Origin of the sequence: Exiguobacterium sp. SH5S13 (assembly GCF_004337085.1) — a bacterium.
Taxonomy (GTDB): Bacteria; Bacillota; Bacilli; order Exiguobacteriales; family Exiguobacteriaceae; genus Exiguobacterium; species Exiguobacterium aurantiacum_A.
In genome coordinates this window covers 22,523-42,113 of the sequence record NZ_SJUS01000014.1, presented here as the reverse complement: position 1 = coordinate 42,113, position 19,591 = coordinate 22,523, and the positions used below count along the sequence as shown (strand labels likewise).

Genomic DNA, 19,591 nt, shown 5'->3' with positions numbered 1-19,591 from the left:
TAATTACTATATGTAGTATATTTAAAGAAATAAATGTGATTGAGGTGTACATGATGGCTTTATCTGTTCCTGAAACAATTCGTACTTCTGCAACGTCAGGAGAGCGCTTAGTGTTTCGTACGTTAAAGCACTATCTTCCTGATGACTATATTGTCTATTTCGAGCCTAGCATTCTTGGCCGACGACCTGACTTCGTAATCATTGGACCGGACTTAGGGCTATTAGTGCTAGAAGTGAAAGACTACACTCGTAATACATTATTTCAATTAACAAACGATGAATGGATCATCACACCTACAGACGGCAAACAGCAAAAAATAAAAAGTCCTTTCGTTCAAGCACGAGAAAATATGTTTCATATCGTTGATGTTCTTAAACGTGATCAAAATTTGATACAAGCAGAAGGGAAATACACATCATCTTTAAAATTCCCTTACGGTTCTGGGGTAGTGTTCACCAGGCTAAATCAAGATGAATGTATACGTCATGGACTTTATAATGTCATTGACCCTTCATTCTCTTTTACACGTGACGAAATAAATCCTGATGACGATGATTTTTCAGAGACTGTGCTGATCGAAAAAATATTAAATATGTTTACCGTCCCCTATCGACTGCGGACCCCTCTCACCCATGATGATATTGACGCTATTCGATATCACTTGTTCCCCGAAGTAAGAATTAGTGCCGAGTTCAAAAAAACCGCACAATATCAAGACCAGTTGCTACTTTCCCTTCACAATATTCGTGCCATGGATTTACATCAAGAAAACTTGGCGAAACAGTTGGGGGATCAAAATAGGCTAATTCGTGGTGTTGCCGGAAGTGGGAAGACGTTGATTCTGGCGAGTCGTGCTAAGTTACTATCGAGACAACATCCCGACTGGAACATCTTAATCCTTTGTTACAATATTTCACTTGCACGTTTCATTGAACAGATGGTCAATCAAATGATGCTCGAACCGGACGATCTATTCGACTTCGATCCTGAAAAAAGAAGAGATCACCATGTTCAAATACGTAACTTCCACGCATGGCTCAAACATGATTTAAAGTTTTCAGAGCAGTCGTTACCACACGTGATTGAAAAACTTCGAAAAAATGAAACGATTTTGCCAATGTACGACGCAATTTTGATTGATGAAGGTCAGGATTTCGAACCCGAATGGCTAGAGCTCGCGAGTGAGCTTCTTAATCCAGAAACAAAATCACTCCTCCTTGTCGAAGATCGCGCGCAATCCATTTACAAACGTAAACGAAGCTATGCACAAGACACAGGTCTGGATTTCCGAGGACGATCTAAAATATTAAGTATCAATTACCGCAATACGGCCCAAATCGTAAAGTTCGCTTGGGATTTTTACCAATCGCAATCAAAATTAAAAAATAAAGTAGTTTCTAAAGAATTAGACGGTGAAATAATCGCACCTCAGAGCACAAGACGACGTGGAGTAGAGCCTGCCATCGTTAAATGCGATAATTTTTTCATAGAAGCAGATATTGTTGCCCGTCAAATTAAAAAGTTACACGTTGAAAAACAAATCCCTTACTCGGAAATGATAATCTTATATCGAGTTCAGAAACTATCGACCATGTATTATGTGGATGTGCTGAGCAGGGCTTTAAATAAACAACAAGTCGGGTATTACTGGATAACTGAAAACAGTGAATCTAAACGAAACTTCTCAAAAGATGATCAACTAGTAAAAATTAGCACGATCGATAGTAGTAAAGGGTTAGATTTTCAAGCCGTGTTCATTGTAAATGTTGACAATATGCCTTTCAAATATGAAAGTGATGTCGAACGAGAAGTGGCATTGCTTTACATCGGAATGACTCGCGCCAAAGAATTTTTATTCTTGTCTTACTCTGGGCAATCCGCTTTTACGCAATACCTCGAGTCTCTCAAAACTGAAGTGAAGTCTAGGTTACTGAGGAAAGATAGCTAAGTCGTACTTAAAAGTTTTATTGCTGTTTAATCGTGGAATATAGGCTAGAAAGCTTAACCGTTTGACCAACATTGACTATAGCGGTTATGATAGGTTTACACGATACATACAAGGAGGCAAATTCAATGTTAATTCCAACAGTTATCGAACAAACAGGTCGCGGGGAACGCGCGTACGACATTTACTCACGCTTGCTTAAAGACCGGATCATCCTTCTCGGAAGCGCGATCGACGACAACGTCGCCAACTCGATCGTCGCCCAGCTTCTTTTCCTTGCAGCTGAGGACCCAGATAAGGACATCTCACTCTACATCAACAGCCCGGGTGGCTCGATCACTTCCGGAATGGCGATCTACGACACGATGAACTTCATCAAGCCGAACGTATCGACAATCTGTATCGGAATGGCCGCATCGATGGGTGCCTTCTTGCTCCAAGCCGGTGAAAAAGGTAAACGCTTCGCGCTTCCAAACGCGGAGATCATGATTCACCAACCGCTCGGCGGAACACAAGGTCAAGCGTCGGACATTAAAATCCACGCTGAACGGATCATCAAGATGCGTGAGAAGTTGAACCAAATCATGTCCGACAACACAGGACAGCCGCTTGAAGTCATCGAGCGCGACACAGAGCGCGACTACTTCATGTCAGCTGATGAGGCGAGCAACTACGGTCTCATCGATAAAGTCATGACACGTTAACACGTAAACCCATTCTCAGCGGAGAATGGGTTTTTTATTTACTCTTCGACCTTGACGCCGAACACGTAACGGCTGTCGCCTTGTGCCCAGTCCCCGCCCGTCTCAAACAAATAGACGCCCGGTTCATCGGGAACGACTTGCTCGGACGGGACGAGTTCCCCGTCGACAATCTGATTGAATGAAAAGTTCGACGGCTCGGCGTGGAACGTCACGTCGATCTCAGCACCCGGTTTGACCGGGACGAGCTGCAGGTCGTCCGCTCCCGGTAACCCATGGTCTTCACATACCCCTTGTCCCTGATCGGACCAACAGAACGTCGACTGTCTCACTTCGGCGGTCACTGAACCGACCCGGACCGTCGGCAGTGGCGGGCGCAGCGACGATTCTGCTTTCCAAAAGGACATCGCGAGCAATCCTCCCCCGACTAACAGTAACCCGATCACCCACACCCATCGCCCTTTTCGCTTCAACACGCTCATCTCCTTTCCCTGTCTATTCCCCACTCCATAAAAAAAAGACCCACTTTCGTGAGTCTTCCGTTCATTTCGGGCGTCGGAGCCCTTTCAACATATATCCACCTTTGAAATCGACCGGGTCGAACGCGACGAGGAACGCCTTCGGTTCATACTCCTCGACCAGTTGGCGCAATTCTTTCATCCGTGTCCGAGCCGCCAAGACATCAAGACGATAACGCGTTCCATCACGGCCTTGGCCTTGATAGTGCGTCACACCGTAACCGCTGTCGCGCATCTTTTGAATGAGCTCAGCCGGAAACTCTTGCGTGTGGACTTGGATCATGTTGTAGCCGATCGCAAGTTTCCGCTCGACGAAACCGCCGAGAAGAATACCGAGCCCGAACCCGACCGCATACACGATCATCCCGAGCGTCGTCAAATCTTGAAAGACGATACCGAGCGCGAAGATGTAGATGAGCGTCTCGAGCGTCCCGAACATGGCCGCAATCACCGTTTTCCCTTTGACGAGCATGATCGTCCGAAGCGTGAGCACCGGTACAAATAGTAATTGTAATAATAAAATGAGCAAGAGTTGGCTCGCTTGTCCCATAGGATCGACCTCCATTCCAATTCAGTAACTCCACTATTCCAAATTTCCGTGACGGATGCAACCAAAAAAGGCTGACCGCGGTCAGCCCTTTTCTCATTTGCTTAAATTATCAACGCTCGTGAGCAGTTCATAGTCTTTACGGATGACTTGGTAAATCGCGTTCGTATCGCCTGACAACATCTCTTCAGCACGCAACTGGTTGAGGAAGAGGCTTGTCGCGAATGTCACGAGCGCACTTTTCGGAATCCCGATTTCTTTGGCCCGGTCCGTGATGACCCGGTCTAGCTCAGCGTCAATCGTGAGCGAGAGTCTTTTCTTTGCATTCGACATAATGTTGAAGCTCCTTTAGTTTACATTTCAAATTCCTATACACAATTGCTAATTATATAGGAAGAATGCTTTTGGCGCAACCGGTGTCAGGATGACCCGATTTCTTCGCCTCTGCGAACTTTCTCCGCAATCTGGTCGATTTTGCGAAGCCGGTGGTTGATGCCCGACTTCGAGATCGGTCCCGTCTCGAGCATTTCCCCGAGTTCTTGGAGCGACACGTCTTGATGGGTGACCCGAAGCTCGGCGATCTCGCGGAGCTTGACCGGTAAAATTTCAAGCCCGACCGTCCGTTCGAGATACTTGATATTCTCGACTTGCCGGAGCGCCGCCCCGACCGTCTTGTTCAAGTTTGCCGTCTCACAGTTGACGAGCCGGTTGACCGAGTTGCGCATGTCTTTGATGATGCGGGCGTCCTCGAAATCGAGCATGCCGCGCGTCGCCCCGATCAGTTTAAGGAAGTCGGAGATCTTCTCGCTCTCTTTGATGTAGAGGATATGCCCTTTTTTTCGCTCGAGCGTCTTCGCGTTCAAGCCGAAACGGTTGGCGAGGTCACGGAGCGCCTGGTTATGGTTCTCATACAGACTGTACACCTCTAGATGGTAAGACGACGTCTTCGGATGGTTGATCGATCCCCCGGCGAGGAACGCACCACGCAAGTAAGCGCGGGCCAGGTTCTGGTTGCGCGTCATATCCGAGTTGAGTGTCCGGATCATCTCATAGTTCTCCCCGAGGATCTCGAGGTCACGGAGCATCGTCTCGGCGCGTTGCGAGACACGGACGATGTAGACATTGTTCTTCTTCAACCGCATTTTCTTCCGGACGAACAGATCCAAGTGATGGTCGTACAGACGTTTCATGAGGGAGTAGATGCGGCGCGCGATCGCGGCGTTCTCGGTCGAGACGTCAAGCGTCATCCCCCGTCCTAAAGCGAGCGAGATGACACCGTTCATGCGGACGAGCGCGGACAATTCCGCTTTCGCCTCGGCATCGGTGACGTCGAGTTGCGTCAGTTCTTTTTTCACTTCTGAGGCAAAGCTCATCTCGGTCCCCTCCTTTCCATTCCTGCTATTTCAGTTCAAGCTCCTGGTACGAGCGTGGTTTCTTGATCCGCAGCACGCGTTGCATGACGAGTCCGGCAATCGCGTCCGAATCGTGACGGATATAGTCCCGGTTATAGTCGACGATGTCCCCGGCGAGCACGTTCGTGCCATAGTTGCGGAGCTTCTTCCGATCGAACCGGACTTCTTCCGATCCGTCTTCGAGGTAGCGCTCTAAATAAATATCTTCAATCGGTTCATTGTTGACGACGATCGTATCGACCGTCGACTTCCCGAGGTACGCCTCGACCGACTTCAAATGCCGCATCGCGTCGTAACCTTGCGTCTCACCCGGCTGCGTCATGACGTTACAAATATAGACGATCGGGACGCCGGCCCGGACGATGGCATCGCGCACTTCCGGGATCAACAAGTTCGGAATGATGCTCGTATACAGGCTTCCCGGACCAAGGACGATCACATCCGCCTGTTCAATCGCCTCGACGACGCCCGGTGCTGCTTTGATGCCTTCTTCAAGCAAGAACAGACGCTTGATCGCTTTTCCGACGAGCGGGATCTTTGATTCGCCTTTGACGATCGTCCCGTCCTCAAATTCAGCGGCGAGCGTCATGAGCGTCTCCGTGACGGGCAAGACCTTCCCTTGGGCGTTCAACAGCTGCGACAACACGTCGATCGCCTTGACGAACGACCCTTCACAAATATGTGTCGCCGCCGTCAACATCAAGTTGCCGAGTGAATGACCTTCGAGCCCGTAGCCGCTGTCGAACCGATACTGTAAGATGCGGTCCATGAGCGGCTCGACTTCCGATAACGCCAAGATGACGTTACGGATATCCCCGGGCGGTAGCATGTGGAACTCGTCGCGGAGCCGTCCCGAGCTGCCACCGTCATCCCCGACCGTGACGATCGCCGTGATCGCGAGCGGATAATGCTTGAGACCACGGACGAGCGTCGATAGACCCGTCCCGCCACCGATGGCGACAACTTTTCTCTCGCGTCTCATCTTACTTCTCCTTCGTCGCGTGGACGAGGTCACGATGGACGGTCTTGACGTTGTAGCGCTCGGCGAAATGGGCCGATACTTTTTCAGCGAACGTGATCGAGCGGTGTTTCCCGCCCGTACAACCGAAAGCGACGACGACTTGCGCTTTCCCTTCCCGCTTGTATTGCGGCAACAGGAACTCGAGCATATCGATCACTTTTTTATAGAACGCCCGCGCCTCAGGATGCGACATGACGTAGGTCTGGACTGCTTCCGTCTGACCGGTGAGCGGCCTTAGCTCCGGGATGTAGAACGGGTTCGTGATGAAGCGGACGTCGAACAATAAATCGATGTCGAGCGGTACGCCGTGCTTAAAGCCGAACGACATGAAGTTGACGGTGAACGGGATCCGCTCCTCGTTGAACTGGAGCAAGATCCGGTCTTTGAGCATTTGTGGCTTCAAGTCGCTCGTATCGTAGAGCGTGTGGGCCCGGTCACGGAACCCTTCGAGCAGCGAACGCTCCATCTTGATGCCGACGAGCGGTGCGTCTTCCGGGGCGAGCGGATGCGACCGGCGCGTCTCTTTATAACGACGGACGAGCACTTCGTCCCGTGTGTCGAGATAGAGCAGATGCGGGTGCACGTTCTTTTGTTCGAGATCATCGATGACGATGAACAGGCTATCGATGAAGTCCGGCGTGCGCGTGTCGATCGCGACCGCGATCTTCGGACGGACCGAACTGATGACATCGATCAGCTGCGGCAACAGTACCGGTGGCAAGTTATCGACGCAAAAATAGCCGAGGTCCTCAAAGCTATTCATCGCGACCGATTTCCCGGCCCCGCTCATCCCGCTGATGATGATCAATTCTTCTAATCCTTTAAAGTCTTCCATGTCGCTGACGCCCCCTTAAATTTGACAACCGAGCCGTGTGTTCGGCTCTCTTTTATCCTCAGTATAACGAACGCCCGAAAAAAAGAGAAGGGATTGCGGTTGCCCGCAATCCCTTCTGCCTTGGTCACGCGTTTTGTTCTTGTAATTTCTCGAGGAGACCCTCGATGAAATGTTGCGCGTTTTGAGCGGCAATCGACCCGTCGTTCGTCGCTGTGACGACTTGACGGAGCGTCTTGTCGCGAACGTCTCCGGCGGCGAAGATCCCAGGAATCGTCGTCTCCATCGCTTCGTTCGTGACGATATAGCCTTGCTCGTTCAAAATGCCGAGGTCTTTGACGAATCCAGTGATCGGGTTCATCCCGATGTAGATGAATACGCCATCAATCTCATGCTCCGACTCCGTGCCGTCAATCGTGCTGACGAGACGGGCCCCGCCGACTTTCCCGTCTGCTTCTACGATCTCTTTCAACGTATGGTTCCAGATGAAGTCGACTTTCGGGTTGTCGAACGCACGTTTTTGCAGGATCTTCTGCGCCCGTAGCTCATCGCGACGGTGGACGATCGTCACTTTGTCCGCGAAGCGCGTCAAGAACACGCCTTCTTCGACAGCAGAGTCGCCGCCGCCGATGACGAACAAGTTTTTCCCTTTGAAGAACGCACCGTCACAGACCGCACAGTAGGATACACCGCGACCGCCGAGCTCTTCTTCGCCCGGTACGCCGATTTTTTTATACTGCGCCCCTGAAGCAAGGATGATGGCGCGTGCCTTGTAGTCACGGTTATGGGCGTGGACGACTTTATATTCGGTTTCGTCCGAGATGCTTTGGACATCGCCATACGCGTACTCCGCACCGAACGCTTTCGAGTGGTCAAACATTTTTTGAGATAGGTCTGGACCGAGAATACTGTCGTAACCTGGATAGTTTTCGATATCTTCCGTGTTCGCCATCTGCCCACCTGGGATGCCTCGTTCGATCATAAGTGTCGACAAATTGGCACGCGACGCGTAAAGTGCCGCCGTCATTCCGGCTGGGCCGGCCCCGATGATAATGACGTCATAGATTTTTTCTTCTGTCATAGTGATTCCACCTCTGCATGAAATTGATTGACTTCAGTATAAGAAACCTAGGGAGGTATCGTCTATCTTTATGCTTGCTCGAGTGTCCGCTTGAACGTCCGGATCGTCCCGGTGAGCGTGTCGACCGAGACGCCGAACGTATCAGCGCATTCCTCGAGCAGGAGTGATTCGCGTTTCGCATAAAACATCCAGACGAGCGCCGCGGCCGATGCCGTGACGTCTTCGAACGTTTCTCCCGCTAGCAGCAGTCGCGCGAAGCGCTCATAGAAATCGCCGTCGAGACTCATCTGTTCTGCTTCCGTCACTTCTGTTTCGGCGAGGACGAGCGCAGCGTATCCTCGTTCGATCCGGGCGTCACCCGTGAACGAAGAACCGCAAATTTCAGCGCGACACTTTTCGGCGAACGAGATCACCGTCTCGTTGTCGGTCAATCCGTTCGTCAAGGCGAGCGCCTCGAACGCTTCGTCATCGGCGAGCTTTGAGATGATCCGAATGATCTCGATGCGGGCCGTGTCTTCCTCTTGGCGCAGACCTTGGACGAGCGCCGAGCGGAACTCGAGGTTGTCACGGATGTCGAACGGATTTTTCTCTTCAAACTGTTTCAGCTCGTCACTGTTCAAATAGGTAGCCGCTTCTTCAGAACGTCCTGTCTTGTAGGCGGATACGCTGAGCCAATGCCCGAACAGTGAGTCGCCACGGAAGCCGCGTTCTTTCAATAGACGCAGTTCTTCGTAGGCATGGTCGTACTGGCCGACGAGAGCGAGCGTCGTAGCGAGCTTGTAGCGCAATTCAAATTGGATCGGACGGACGCGTGTGAGCGGGACCGACAGTTGCAGCGCCGCTTCCGACTGTCCGGCCTCATGTAATAGAAGAATCGTGTTCAAGATCGCATGCAAGTTGCCCGGATTTTGGTCGAGGACGTACTCGAGCGTCTCGAACGCCGATTCGTCGTTGCCGAGGTAAAAGTGGACGATGGCCAAATTGTTGAACGCCGGCCAAAACGTCGGATATTGATCGATCAAGCGCTCAAGCGTCGACTTGGCGGCGAAGAGCCGACCTTTGTCGATGTGTTGCTGCGCCTCGGTGTGCCACGTGATCAACTCGTCCTCTTCTTCGTCCTCGAGCTCTTGTTCAAGCTCGATCAGTTCGAGAAGGGATTGGACCGATTCCGCGTAACGACCGTGCGCTTCCTGTTCAAGATAGCGGCTCGCATACGTGGCCGCTTCTTCGTACTGTGAGATATAGGCGCAGTTGCTCGCGAGGTGATAAAGTGCCTCTGTCGCCGTCTGGTCGAGTTCTAATACCCGTTTCCACACATCGTTGGCGTGGTAGACCTCCCCTACTTCGAATAACAGTTCAGCGTACTGTTTGTGGTAATCGACGCGATGGACTGCCGCAGCAGTTGCTTCAGCCATGAAAAAAGTCGCTTCATCTAGGCGACCTTCTCGTAACGCTCGACGACCTCTATAGTAGTGGAGCTCCGCAGCAAGCGGAGATTCTGGTTCGGGTAGCGTCATTAGTGCTTCATAGTTCGCTTCCATATTCTAAATCCTCCACATCGTCTCTAGTATCTTTTTTTAGTTGCAGGATTAAGAATACCGCACTCAATCCATGAGGGCAACCGAAAAAGTTTAAAAAAATCGGGACTACATTCCTTCTATAATGAATATATTTTACTAGGTCTGACAATTGTTTTTCGACAAAAATATACATTATGACCTAGCTCCCGTCACGACACAAAAAAACGGCATCACCTTCAAATAAAGTGATACCGCTCAAGTATTTTTCACACGAAGACCGATCAAACAACATGAAATGATTTCGCGCTAAATTGTGTCTATTTCGTGTCGACAGTGTGCAGTTTGGCGCCGACGACACGTTCACCGGGCAAGACGTCGCGATGCACGACGGCTCCGGCTCCGACGACCGCCTTGTCCCCGATTGTGATGCCCGGCAAGATTGTCACGTTCGCCCCGATCAAAACGTCGTCACCGATCCGGACGTCACCGATCCGATACTCGTCGACGAGATATTCGTGACAAAGGATCGTCGTGTTGAAGCCGATGACCGTGTTGCGTCCGATCGTGATCCGCTCCGGGAACATGACGTCCGGCGTCACCATGAGGGCGAGGGCGCTATACTCCCCAATCTTCATCCCGAGGAAGTTCCGGTACAGCCAACGCTTCGCCTTGACGGACGGGAAGTAACGCCCGACGAGGACGACCGTCGTATTTTTGAAGACTCGCAAGAAGCGGATCGTCCGATACATCTGCCAGAGCGGATTGGGCCCGTCCAGATGATACCGTTCCGTCTTACGCATGGACCGTGACCTCGTCGAGCCACGTCTCGAAGTGCTCCATCGACTCGATGATGACGTCAGGCTCGAGCGTCTCTAAGAACGCCCGGCCCTTCAAGGCCCAACCGACGGCGACCGTCTTCGTGCCGGCGTTTTTGCCGCTGAAGATGTCCGTATCGTTGTCCCCGACCATGACGGCCCGTTCCGGTGCCGAACCGAGCGCGCGCAGCGCCTGTTCGACCGGCTCGGCGTGCGGTTTCTCGTTTTCGACGTCGTCAGCCGTGACAACGACGCCAAACAAGTGGTCGATGTTGAACAGGCGAAGTCCGTGTTCGACGACCGGCCGGCCTTTCGATGTGACGATGCCCATCTTATAGCCTTTTGTGTGCAGACGATGCAGTCCTTCGATCACGCCAGGATATTCGGCGACGAGCGCGTCGTGCATGGCGATGTTGAAGCTGCGATAGAATGCCTGCATCTCTTTCCATTCCGGTTCATTGAGCGCTTTGAACGACTTCTCGAGCGTCGGCCCGATGAACGGGAAGATATCTTCGTCCCGATACGTCTCGTTCGGGAAGTAATACCCGAGCGTATGCCGAAAACTCGCAAGGATGAGCGGGTTCGTATCGAGCAACGTGCCGTCTAAATCAAATAAAATCGTATCCATCAATCAAACAGTCCTTTCTCAGAAGGGTCATCGTACCGCTTCGCTTTCCGGCGCAACACCATCATCACGATCCCGAACACGATCATCGCGATCGAGACGAGCTGTGCCGTCCGCAGATCACCGGCCATGAGGCTGTCCGTACGGAGTCCCTCGATGTAGAAGCGACCGATCGAGTACCAGACGAGGTACGACAAGAAGATGTAGCCGCGCGGCGGATTGCCGACCATGCGCCAAACGACGAGCAAGATGACGCCGATGATGTTCCAGACGCTCTCGAACAAGAACGTCGGCAAGTAGTACGCCCCGTCAATATACATCTGGTTGACGATCCAGTCCGGTAACAACAATGTCTCTTTCAAAAACCGGCTCGTCGTCTCAGACCCGTGCGCCTCTTGGTTCATGAAGTTGCCCCACCGGCCGATCGCTTGACCGAGCAAGAGCGATGGCGCGAGGATGTCGGTCACTTTCCAGAACGACATCGATTTACGCATCGAGTAGATGATGACGACGAGCAAGGCGCCGAAGATGGCCCCGTGAATCGCGATTCCGCCTTGGCGGATATCGATGATCTGCCCGAGGTTTTGGCTGTAGTAATCCCATTGGAACACGACATAGTAAATCCGGGCGAAGACGATACTGATCGGGATCGCCCAGATGATGACGTCGACGACCCGCTCCGAATCATAATTGAGTCGCTTCGCCTCGAACAAGGCGAGGACGAGACCGAGCATCGCTCCGAAGGCGATGATCATGCCGTACCAATAGATCGGGAGCGACCCGATCTCGAACGCTACGCGGTCAAACGTCGGCTCCACCATCATTCCATGTCCCCTTCGTTATCGTGGATCGCGTTGGCGAGTCGTTCGGCGAACTCTTCCGCCGTGTTGATGCCCATGTTTTGCAGGCGATAGTTCATCGCCGCGACTTCGACGATGACGGCCAAGTTACGTCCCGGACGGACCGGGATCGTGAGTAGCGGCACTTCACTGTCGATGATCTTCATCGTGTTATGGTCGAGCCCGACGCGGTCATACACTTTGCCGGCGTCCCAGTTCTCGAGGTTGATGATCAAGCTGATCTTTTTATGCGAACGGACGGCGCCCGCTCCGAACAGCGTCATCACGTCGATGATGCCGATCCCGCGAATCTCGAGCAAGTGGCGGATCAGTTTTGGTGCCGACCCGACGAGCAGCTGGTCGCCCGTCTGCCGGATCTCGACCGAGTCGTCGGCGACGAGACGGTGGCCCCGCTTGACGAGCTCGAGCGCGGTCTCGGATTTACCGACGCCGCTCTGTCCTTTGATGAGGACGCCGACACCGTAAATGTCGACGAGGACGCCGTGCATCGCCGTCATCGGTGCGAGTTCCATCTCGAGGAAGTTCGTGATCTGTGACTCGATCGACGTCGTCACCGCGTTCGTGCGCATGAGCGGAACGTTTGCCGCCTCGGCCTCTTCCTCGATCTCGATCGGGATGTCGAATCCGCGCGTGATGAGAATGCCCGGTGTCGACTCCGTGCAAAGAATTTTGGCACGCTCGCGCCGGCTTTCTTCAGACAGGCTCGCGTAAAACGTGAGCTCCGTCTTGCCGAGCACTTGGAGACGGTTCTTCGCATAGTGTGTATAGTAGCCGGCGAGGACAAGTCCTGGTCGACTGAGGTCCGGTGTGGCGACAGGACGGTGAAGCCCTTCTTCCCCGGAAATGACTTGAAGCTTGAAGCGCTCAACGAGTTGAGCCGTGCGTACGATATTTTGCATAAGTATCTGCCCCTTTCACGCTCATTATTGTATCATAGCTCCTCATGAGAAGCGTTAATGAAAACTGAGCCAAAACTTGTCAATTCAAAAGGAATGAAACTAATTTGTGGCAATTGCGTAGAACGGGTATAGATGATTAAGGAGGTGAAACAAAATGGACGCACTCTTTTGGATTGCCATCGCCTTTATTTTTATCGTCGGGATCGCGGCGCTCGTCTATTTGATCAAGTCGCTCATCGACATGTGGCGCGAATATGCGACGACGAAGAACGAGACGGTGCTCTTGTTGTTCATCCTGAACATCGTCGGTGTCTTCTTGTCTGGCTCGTTACTTTCGATGATCGTCGCCATCATCTTCTACTGGAACCGCTCGAAAAAAATGCGGAACCTCGGGATCTTCCTACTCATCGCTGGACCGATTCTGTTTATCCTCTTTATCATCGGCTCGTTCACGTTGTATGACGCCCCGATGATGGAATGGGAACAGTTCGAGAACGAAATGAATTTATGACGTGACAAAGCCCGGAGGCAACTGCCTTCGGGCTTCTTATGATTCACGCTGTACAAAAAGAACCCCGAAGGCGCTCGCCTTCGGGGTTGATCGTCATTGCTGATGGAACGGGTTGTTCAAGTCGGCCGGATTGACCGGGTCGACCGGATCATTCGGTTCCGTCGGTTCGTGCTTGTCTTCTTCGAGGAACGTCGACGGCGTGTGGAGTGAACCGTGCTCGAGGTCGATCGTACCAGTACGCGTACCGGCCTCGACTTCGATGCGCGGCGTCTGACCACGGCCTGATAAGAACTCGAGACGACGCTGGGCGACATCTTTACGATCGCGGACGATCTCGAGGTCGTCTAAGTCGCAGTGGAGCCCACCGAAGTTCGTCTCGAGATCACCTTCGACTTCGACGCCGTGAGGCAAGACGAGTCGGATGTTCCCGGCGAGCGAAGCGATTTCGAACTTGGCCGGACGCGCCGTCGCGAGTTCGGCGCGGATGTTGCCGTTGCCGGTCTTGAGCGAGGCCTTGTCATACTTCCCGTTCACGATGACAGAACCGTTACCGGTCCGGACGTGGACGAGCTCAGACTCGGTCGCTTCGACCTCGACCGTACCATTGCCCGTGTTGACGAGGATCTCTGAAGCGTGCACCTCGTGAAGCACGACGCGGCCGTTCGCCGTCTGGACGCGGAAGCTCTCGACGTCGATCCCGTCGGCACGGACTTCACCGTTCAACGTTTGGACGTTCAAGTGGTCGAAATGATGATGCGGGACGTACAGTTCAACGTGGGCCCGGACGAGCTTGTCACGAAGTGAGATGACGAGACGGTCGCCGATGACCGAATGTTTGACGGCCGACTGGAGCTGTTCGAGCGCCTTGTCCGCGTCTTGCTGCCGGAGCGGACGACCGGTGACGATCAGTTCACACTCGTCATGGTCCGACGAGACGATTGTCGCCGAGGCGTTGAACAAGTCGAGTAGGATGTCTTTCCCGGTGAACGGGAACGATTTCGAGTACGTCACTTCCGGCCCGAAGTTCGAGCTGAACGAGAAGTCGCTGTCGCGAAGTTTCGTCACGAGTCCATCGACCGCTGACGTCAGTTTCGTCGTGAGCGACTCGACCGAGTAGGCATCGACCTTCTCCGTCTCTTGATGTTCTTCAAGCGCTTGCATACGCTCCGGCTCCAACTTCTCGAGCCGCTCGAGTTGGGTCATCCCTTCCTCGATCGTCAGTTTGCCATCTTTCACTTGCTGGAGAATCAGTTCACGCATTTCTTGTTTCACGTTCGTTTCCCCCTTCGATTTGGTTACACGTCAATCATGTTCCCGTTTCTAAACATTTCTATACTTATTTCTTTTTTCCTGCTTTCGGTTTGGCCCGGGCCGCATCGCGTTCGAGCACCGGTTTCAAATACTTGCCGGTGTACGACGCCGTGACTTCGGCGACTTCTTCCGGCGTCCCGGTCGCGACGATCGCGCCGCCGCCGTCCCCGCCTTCAGGTCCGAGGTCGATCAAGTAGTCGGCCGATTTGATGACGTCTAAGTTATGCTCGATGACGAGCACCGTGTCCCCGTTCTCGACGAGGCGCTGCAATACGACCAACAACCGAGCGATATCGTCGACGTGAAGACCGGTCGTCGGCTCGTCCAAGATGTAGATCGTCTTGCCGGTCGAACGTTTGTGAAGCTCAGACGCGAGCTTGACGCGTTGCGCTTCCCCGCCCGACAGTTCGGTCGCCGGTTGTCCGAGCTTCATGTAGCCGAGGCCGACGTCATAGATCGTCTGGATCTTCCGCTTGATTTTCGGAATCTTGTCAAAGAAGTCGAGTCCTTCCTCGATCGTCATGTCGAGCACATCGGCGATCGTCTTGCCTTTATACTTCACTTCGAGCGTCTCCCGATTGTAGCGTTTGCCGTGACAGATCTCACACGGGACGTAAACGTCTGGAAGGAAGTGCATCTCGATTTTGATGATCCCGTCCCCGCGGCACGCCTCACAGCGCCCGCCTTTGACGTTGAAACTGAAGCGGCCTTTCTTGTAACCGCGCATCTTCGCCTCGTTCGTCGACGCGAACACGTCACGAATGTCATCGAACACACCCGTATACGTCGCCGGGTTCGACCGCGGCGTCCGTCCAATCGGCGACTGGTCGATATCGATGACTTTATCGATCTGGTCCAGCCCTTCGATCGTCTTATGCTTCCCTGGCTTCGCTTTGGCGCGGTTAATATGGTGCGCGAGCGACTTGTACAGGATCTCGTTGATGAGCGTCGACTTCCCGGAGCCGGAGACACCGGTGACGGCGATGAACATACCGAGCGGAATCGATACGTCGACCTCTTTCAAGTTGTTCTCTGCTGCTTTGACGATCCTGATGAAACGCTCGTCCGGCACTTTGCGCTCAGCCGGCAGCGGGATGAACCGTTTTCCCGACAAGTATTGCCCGGTGAGCGACTTTCGGTTCTTCATAATCTGCTTCGGTGTCCCGGCGGCAATGACTTCTCCACCGTGCTCTCCGGCGCCAGGTCCGATGTCGATCAAGTAGTCGGCTGCCATCATCGTGTCCTCGTCATGCTCGACGACGATGAGCGTATTGCCGATGTCGCGCATCTGTTTGAGCGTCGCAATCAAGCGGTCGTTATCACGCTGGTGCAGGCCGATCGACGGCTCGTCCAAGACGTACAAGACGCCGGTCAGCCGCGATCCGATCTGCGTGGCAAGACGGATCCGCTGCGCCTCCCCGCCTGATAACGTCCCGGCCGCCCGCGACAACGTCAAGTAGTCGAGACCGACGTTGTTCAGGAAGCTGAGCCGCTCTCTGATCTCTTGCAAGATGAGCCGGGCGATGGCGATATCTTTTTCGCTCAGTTCGTCCATGAGCGACTCGAACAAGGCGAGCGCATGCTCGACCGAGAGTGTCGTCACTTCCCCGATGTGGCGGTCGGTGATCTTGACGGCGAGCGTCTCTTCTTTCAACCGATAGCCGTTACACGTCGGGCAGGCGTGCGTCGCCATATACGTCTCCATCTGTTCCCGGATGTAATCCGACGTCGTCTCTTTATAGCGGCGCTCGATGTTGCGGAGCACTCCTTCAAAAAAGATCGTGTTCGTCCGGACTTGGCCGAAGTCGTTCTCGTAGCGGAACAAGAACGATTCTTCTTCCGTCCCGTGCAAGACGAGGTCTTGGTCACGTTTTGACAGCCGTTCGAACGGCACGTCCATGTCGATGTCGAAATGCTGACACATCGAGGCGAGCAGCTGCGGATAATATTGCGAGCTCGTCGGCTGCCATGCGACGACCGCGCCTTCTTTCAGCGTCTTCGACGGGTCCGGGATGACGAGCTCCGGGTCGACGTCGAGTTTCGTACCGAGACCGTCACACGTCGGGCAGGCCCCGAACGGTGAGTTGAACGAGAACATGCGCGGCTCGAGCTCACCGATCGAGAAGCCACAGATCGGGCAAGCATGATGTTCGCTAAACAGCAGCTCGGTCCCGTCCATCTTGTCGATGATGGCGCGGCCGTCCGCGAGGCGGAGTGCCGTCTCGAGTGAGTCGGCGAGGCGGCCTTCGACGTCAGCGCGGACGACGAGCCGGTCGACGACGACCTCGATCGAATGTTTCTTGTTCTTGTCGAGCTCGATGTCATCGGTCAGTTCGACCGTCTCCCCGTTGACACGGACCCGGACGAACCCTTCTTTTTTGAGCGAGTCGAACACTTTGACGTGCGTGCCTTTCCGTCCCGACACGATCGGCGCCAAGATTTGCAGGCGCGTCTTCTCCGGGAGCTCCATCACTTGGTCGACCATCTGTGAAATCGTCTGGCTTGAGATCTCGATGCCGTGGCGCGGACAGACGGGTTTCCCGATGCGGGCGAACAGGAGCCGTAAGTAGTCATAGATCTCCGTCACCGTCCCGACGGTCGAGCGCGGGTTACGGCTCGTCGTCTTCTGGTCGATCGAGATGGCCGGGCTCAATCCTTCGATCGTATCGACGTCCGGCTTGTCCATCTGTCCGAGGAACTGACGGGCGTATGCCGACAGGCTCTCGACGTAACGGCGCTGCCCTTCGGCGTAGATCGTATCGAATGCGAGCGATGACTTCCCTGATCCCGACAGACCCGTCAAGACGACGAGCTGGTCACGAGGGATATCGATATCAATGTTTTTCAAGTTGTTGACGCGCGCCCCTTTGATGACGATCGCATTTTTCTTTTCAGCCATTTAATTCCCTACCTTCAACTCCAAGATTAAGTCACGCAATTCGGCCGCCCGCTCGAACTGAAGGTCGCGGGCCGCTTGTTTCATTTCTTCTTCTAGTTTGCCGATCGCCGCCTCGCGCTCGTCTTGATTCATCGAGCTGAGCGACTCGAGCACGTCTTCTTCGGCAGCGACCGTCGCGCGAATGACGCCGCGCACTTCTTTACGGATCGTCTGCGGCGTGACGCCGTGCTCTTCATTGTATTCTTGCTGGATCGTGCGACGGCGGTCGGTCTCCCCGATCGCCCGTTTCATTGAATCGGTCATCTTGTCGGCGAACAGGATGACGTGGCCGTTCGAGTTACGGGCTGCCCGTCCGATCGTCTGGATGAGTGACCGGTCAGAACGGAGGAACCCTTCCTTATCGGCGTCGAGGATCGTGACGAGACTCACTTCCGGGATATCGAGACCTTCCCGCAGCAAGTTGATCCCGACGAGGACGTCGTATTTACCGAGCCGCAGGTCACGGATGATCTCGATCCGTTCGAGCGTCTTGATCTCGGAGTGCATATAGTTGACCTTGATGCCCGCTTCACGGAGATAGTCCGACAAGTCTTCGGCCATCTTCTTCGTGAGCGTCGTCACGAGGACGCGTTCGTCCTGTTTGATGCGGTCACGGATCTGGTCCATCAAGTAGTCGATCTGTCCTTTGATCGGGTGGATCTCGATCGTCGGGTCGAGTAGACCCGTCGGCCGGATGATCTGCTCGATCATGTTTGGTGTATGCTCGAGCTCATACGGGCCCGGTGTCGCCGAGATGAAGATCGCCTGACTCAACTTCTTCTCGAACTCATCGAACTTGAGCGGACGATTGTCCTTGGCTGAAGGCAGACGGAAACCGTGGTCGACGAGCACTTGTTTACGTGCCTGGTCGCCGTTGTACATCCCGCGGACTTGCGGCAATGTCACGTGCGACTCGTCGGCGATGAGCAAGAAGTCTTTCGGGAAGTAATCGATGAGCGTGTACGGCGTCGCCCCTTCCTCCGTCAAGTTCAGATGGCGCGAATAGTTCTCGATGCCTGAACAGTAACCCATCTCGCGCATCATCTCGAGGTCGTAGTTCGTCCGCTGCTCGAGACGCTGTGCTTCAAGCAGTTTGCCTTCTTCGCGGAACTTCTCGAGTTGTTGCTCGAGCTCGGCCTCGATGTTGACGATCGCCTTTTGCAGCTTCTCGTCGCGGGTGACGAAGTGGGATGCAGGGAAGATCGAGACGTGTTCACGGTCGGCGATGATCTCGCCGGTGAGCGGGTTCATCTCGCGGATGCGGTCGATCTCGTCACCGAAGAATTCGACGCGCAAGCACTGCTCGTCGCGTGACGCCGGGAAGATCTCGACGACGTCGCCGCGGACACGGAAGCGCCCGCGCTGGAAATCGATGTCGTTCCGTTCATATTGGATGTCGATCAGTTTGCGGAGCATCTGGTCGCGCCCCATCTCTTTGCCGACGCGGAGACTTAAGACGAGACTGTTATATTCTTCCGGGTTACCGAGACCGTATATACATGACACGGATGCGACGATGATGACGTCGTCCCGCTCGAACAAGGACGACGTCGCCGAGTGACGGAGCTTGTCGATCTCGTCGTTGATCGAGGCGTCTTTCTCGATGAACGTGTCGGTCGACGGCACGTACGCCTCCGGTTGATAGTAGTCATAGTAGCTGACGAAATATTCGACGGCGTTGTTCGGGAAAAACTCTTTGAACTCGGAATAGAGCTGGCCGGCGAGCGTCTTGTTGTGAGCTAAGACGAGCGTCGGCTTCTTCACTTCCTGGATGACGTTCGATACGGTGAACGTCTTCCCGGTACCGGTCGCACCGAGCAGCGTCTGGTAACGGTCGCCGCGATTGACGCCTTCGATGAGCTGGCGGATCGCCTCCGGCTGGTCGCCGGCCGGACTATATTCCGAATGTAATTCGAACGGAACATTGATCTTGTCCATGTATATTCCTCGCTTTCTGTTCCTTGCATATTGACTTGATTATAGCACATACACGAACAAATATTCGCTTCTGAGACGCTTCCCAAACCGCTCCCCGATTCGCTATAGTGAGGAGG

18 protein-coding genes are annotated in these 19,591 nt (G+C 53.8%); 3 read left to right on the top strand and 15 right to left on the bottom strand.

The window, feature by feature from the left end; translation table 11 throughout:
* The first annotated feature begins 53 nt into the window (after positions 1 to 53).
* Together EVJ30_RS08725 and clpP are read left to right on the top strand one after the other, a co-directional pair.
* Positions 54 to 1,949, top strand: coding sequence for a 3'-5' exonuclease (locus tag EVJ30_RS08725; RefSeq protein ID WP_131468792.1), 1,896 nt, complete (start codon positions 54 to 56; stop codon positions 1,947 to 1,949).
* 86 nt (positions 1,950 to 2,035) lie between these two features.
* Complete coding sequence (clpP, locus tag EVJ30_RS08720; protein ID WP_255417547.1) at positions 2,036 to 2,650, top strand: ATP-dependent Clp endopeptidase proteolytic subunit ClpP; 615 nt, start codon at positions 2,036 to 2,038, stop codon at positions 2,648 to 2,650.
* A 38-nt stretch (positions 2,651 to 2,688) separates the two neighbouring features.
* On the opposite strand, the gene EVJ30_RS08715 is transcribed toward clpP, so the two are convergent.
* The 12 genes from EVJ30_RS08715 to hprK all read right to left on the bottom strand — a co-directional run bounded on the left by EVJ30_RS08715 (position 2,689) and on the right by hprK (position 12,777).
* Positions 2,689 to 3,129 carry a hypothetical protein gene (locus EVJ30_RS08715; RefSeq protein WP_131468790.1) on the bottom strand — a complete coding sequence of 147 codons (441 nt, stop codon included), beginning with the start codon at positions 3,127 to 3,129 and terminating at the stop codon, positions 2,689 to 2,691.
* Positions 3,130 to 3,190: 61 nt separating this feature from the next.
* Positions 3,191 to 3,715 carry a DUF2179 domain-containing protein gene (locus EVJ30_RS08710; RefSeq protein WP_233589578.1) on the bottom strand — a complete coding sequence of 175 codons (525 nt, stop codon included), beginning with the start codon at positions 3,713 to 3,715 and terminating at the stop codon, positions 3,191 to 3,193.
* A 93-nt stretch (positions 3,716 to 3,808) separates the two neighbouring features.
* Positions 3,809 to 4,045 carry a hypothetical protein gene (locus tag EVJ30_RS08705; protein WP_016508644.1) on the bottom strand — a complete coding sequence of 79 codons (237 nt, stop codon included), beginning with the start codon at positions 4,043 to 4,045 and terminating at the stop codon, positions 3,809 to 3,811.
* 86 nt (positions 4,046 to 4,131) lie between these two features.
* Positions 4,132 to 5,085 (bottom strand): DNA-binding protein WhiA, encoded by a 954-nt coding sequence (whiA, locus tag EVJ30_RS08700; protein ID WP_131468788.1) that lies wholly within the window; start codon positions 5,083 to 5,085, stop codon positions 4,132 to 4,134.
* A gap of 25 nt (positions 5,086 to 5,110) precedes the next feature.
* Positions 5,111 to 6,106 (bottom strand): gluconeogenesis factor YvcK family protein, encoded by a 996-nt coding sequence (locus EVJ30_RS08695; RefSeq protein ID WP_131455833.1) that lies wholly within the window; start codon positions 6,104 to 6,106, stop codon positions 5,111 to 5,113.
* A gap of 1 nt (position 6,107) precedes the next feature.
* On the bottom strand, positions 6,108 to 6,980 hold the full coding sequence (rapZ, locus tag EVJ30_RS08690; RefSeq protein ID WP_131455831.1) for an RNase adapter RapZ: 873 nt from the start codon (positions 6,978 to 6,980) through the stop codon (positions 6,108 to 6,110).
* Positions 6,981 to 7,104: 124 nt separating this feature from the next.
* Complete coding sequence (gene trxB / locus EVJ30_RS08685) at positions 7,105 to 8,058, bottom strand: thioredoxin-disulfide reductase (RefSeq protein WP_070328693.1); 954 nt, start codon at positions 8,056 to 8,058, stop codon at positions 7,105 to 7,107.
* 68 nt (positions 8,059 to 8,126) lie between these two features.
* Positions 8,127 to 9,599 (bottom strand): tetratricopeptide repeat protein, encoded by a 1,473-nt coding sequence (locus EVJ30_RS08680; protein WP_236636066.1) that lies wholly within the window; start codon positions 9,597 to 9,599, stop codon positions 8,127 to 8,129.
* A gap of 296 nt (positions 9,600 to 9,895) precedes the next feature.
* Positions 9,896 to 10,378 carry an acyltransferase gene (locus EVJ30_RS08675; RefSeq protein WP_131455829.1) on the bottom strand — a complete coding sequence of 161 codons (483 nt, stop codon included), beginning with the start codon at positions 10,376 to 10,378 and terminating at the stop codon, positions 9,896 to 9,898.
* On the bottom strand, positions 10,371 to 11,021 hold the full coding sequence (gene ppaX, locus EVJ30_RS08670; protein WP_131455827.1) for a pyrophosphatase PpaX: 651 nt from the start codon (positions 11,019 to 11,021) through the stop codon (positions 10,371 to 10,373). Before ppaX ends, EVJ30_RS08675 begins: the two co-directional genes overlap by 8 nt.
* Entirely contained in the window at positions 11,021 to 11,842 is an 822-nt protein-coding gene (lgt, locus tag EVJ30_RS08665; RefSeq protein ID WP_131455825.1) for a prolipoprotein diacylglyceryl transferase, read from the bottom strand. Before lgt ends, ppaX begins: the two co-directional genes overlap by 1 nt.
* Positions 11,839 to 12,777 carry an HPr(Ser) kinase/phosphatase gene (gene hprK / locus EVJ30_RS08660; protein ID WP_070328687.1) on the bottom strand — a complete coding sequence of 313 codons (939 nt, stop codon included), beginning with the start codon at positions 12,775 to 12,777 and terminating at the stop codon, positions 11,839 to 11,841. Before hprK ends, lgt begins: the two co-directional genes overlap by 4 nt.
* Positions 12,778 to 12,931: 154 nt before the next feature.
* On the opposite strand from hprK, the gene EVJ30_RS08655 reads away from it, so the two are divergent.
* Positions 12,932 to 13,288 carry a hypothetical protein gene (locus EVJ30_RS08655; RefSeq protein ID WP_131468786.1) on the top strand — a complete coding sequence of 119 codons (357 nt, stop codon included), beginning with the start codon at positions 12,932 to 12,934 and terminating at the stop codon, positions 13,286 to 13,288.
* Between the two features lie 93 nt (positions 13,289 to 13,381).
* Here EVJ30_RS08655 and EVJ30_RS08650 read toward each other — a convergent pair whose 3' ends face one another.
* The 3 genes from EVJ30_RS08650 to uvrB form a co-directional block, all read right to left on the bottom strand.
* Complete coding sequence (locus EVJ30_RS08650; RefSeq protein ID WP_131455819.1) at positions 13,382 to 14,560, bottom strand: DUF4097 family beta strand repeat-containing protein; 1,179 nt, start codon at positions 14,558 to 14,560, stop codon at positions 13,382 to 13,384.
* 64 nt (positions 14,561 to 14,624) lie between these two features.
* Positions 14,625 to 17,498 carry an excinuclease ABC subunit UvrA gene (gene uvrA, locus EVJ30_RS08645; protein WP_131468784.1) on the bottom strand — a complete coding sequence of 958 codons (2,874 nt, stop codon included), beginning with the start codon at positions 17,496 to 17,498 and terminating at the stop codon, positions 14,625 to 14,627.
* Positions 17,499 to 19,475 (bottom strand): excinuclease ABC subunit UvrB, encoded by a 1,977-nt coding sequence (gene uvrB / locus EVJ30_RS08640; RefSeq protein ID WP_304984902.1) that lies wholly within the window; start codon positions 19,473 to 19,475, stop codon positions 17,499 to 17,501. It abuts the gene before it with no gap.
* Positions 19,476 to 19,591: the final 116 nt, after the last annotated feature.

What these genes read in the sequence shown, in the direction of transcription:
- EVJ30_RS08675 (WP_131455829.1), bottom strand. Translation starts at nt 10,378, where the DNA reads ATGCGTAAGACGGAACGGTATCATCTGGACGGGCCCAATCCGCTCTGG.
- uvrA (WP_131468784.1), bottom strand. Translation starts at nt 17,498, where the DNA reads ATGGCTGAAAAGAAAAATGCGATCGTCATCAAAGGGGCGCGCGTCAAC.
- uvrB (WP_304984902.1), bottom strand. Translation starts at nt 19,475, where the DNA reads ATGGACAAGATCAATGTTCCGTTCGAATTACATTCGGAATATAGTCCG.
- rapZ (WP_131455831.1), bottom strand. Translation starts at nt 6,980, where the DNA reads ATGGAAGACTTTAAAGGATTAGAAGAATTGATCATCATCAGCGGGATG.
- EVJ30_RS08715 (WP_131468790.1), bottom strand. Translation starts at nt 3,129, where the DNA reads ATGAGCGTGTTGAAGCGAAAAGGGCGATGGGTGTGGGTGATCGGGTTA.
- trxB (WP_070328693.1), bottom strand. Translation starts at nt 8,058, where the DNA reads ATGACAGAAGAAAAAATCTATGACGTCATTATCATCGGGGCCGGCCCA.
- EVJ30_RS08705 (WP_016508644.1), bottom strand. Translation starts at nt 4,045, where the DNA reads ATGTCGAATGCAAAGAAAAGACTCTCGCTCACGATTGACGCTGAGCTA.
- EVJ30_RS08725 (WP_131468792.1), top strand. Translation starts at nt 54, where the DNA reads ATGGCTTTATCTGTTCCTGAAACAATTCGTACTTCTGCAACGTCAGGA.
- clpP (WP_255417547.1), top strand. Translation starts at nt 2,036, where the DNA reads ATGATAGGTTTACACGATACATACAAGGAGGCAAATTCAATGTTAATT.
- hprK (WP_070328687.1), bottom strand. Translation starts at nt 12,777, where the DNA reads ATGCAAAATATCGTACGCACGGCTCAACTCGTTGAGCGCTTCAAGCTT.
- EVJ30_RS08710 (WP_233589578.1), bottom strand. Translation starts at nt 3,715, where the DNA reads ATGGGACAAGCGAGCCAACTCTTGCTCATTTTATTATTACAATTACTA.
- EVJ30_RS08680 (WP_236636066.1), bottom strand. Translation starts at nt 9,599, where the DNA reads ATGGAAGCGAACTATGAAGCACTAATGACGCTACCCGAACCAGAATCT.
- whiA (WP_131468788.1), bottom strand. Translation starts at nt 5,085, where the DNA reads ATGAGCTTTGCCTCAGAAGTGAAAAAAGAACTGACGCAACTCGACGTC.
- lgt (WP_131455825.1), bottom strand. Translation starts at nt 11,842, where the DNA reads ATGATGGTGGAGCCGACGTTTGACCGCGTAGCGTTCGAGATCGGGTCG.
- ppaX (WP_131455827.1), bottom strand. Translation starts at nt 11,021, where the DNA reads ATGGATACGATTTTATTTGATTTAGACGGCACGTTGCTCGATACGAAC.
- EVJ30_RS08695 (WP_131455833.1), bottom strand. Translation starts at nt 6,106, where the DNA reads ATGAGACGCGAGAGAAAAGTTGTCGCCATCGGTGGCGGGACGGGTCTA.
- EVJ30_RS08655 (WP_131468786.1), top strand. Translation starts at nt 12,932, where the DNA reads ATGGACGCACTCTTTTGGATTGCCATCGCCTTTATTTTTATCGTCGGG.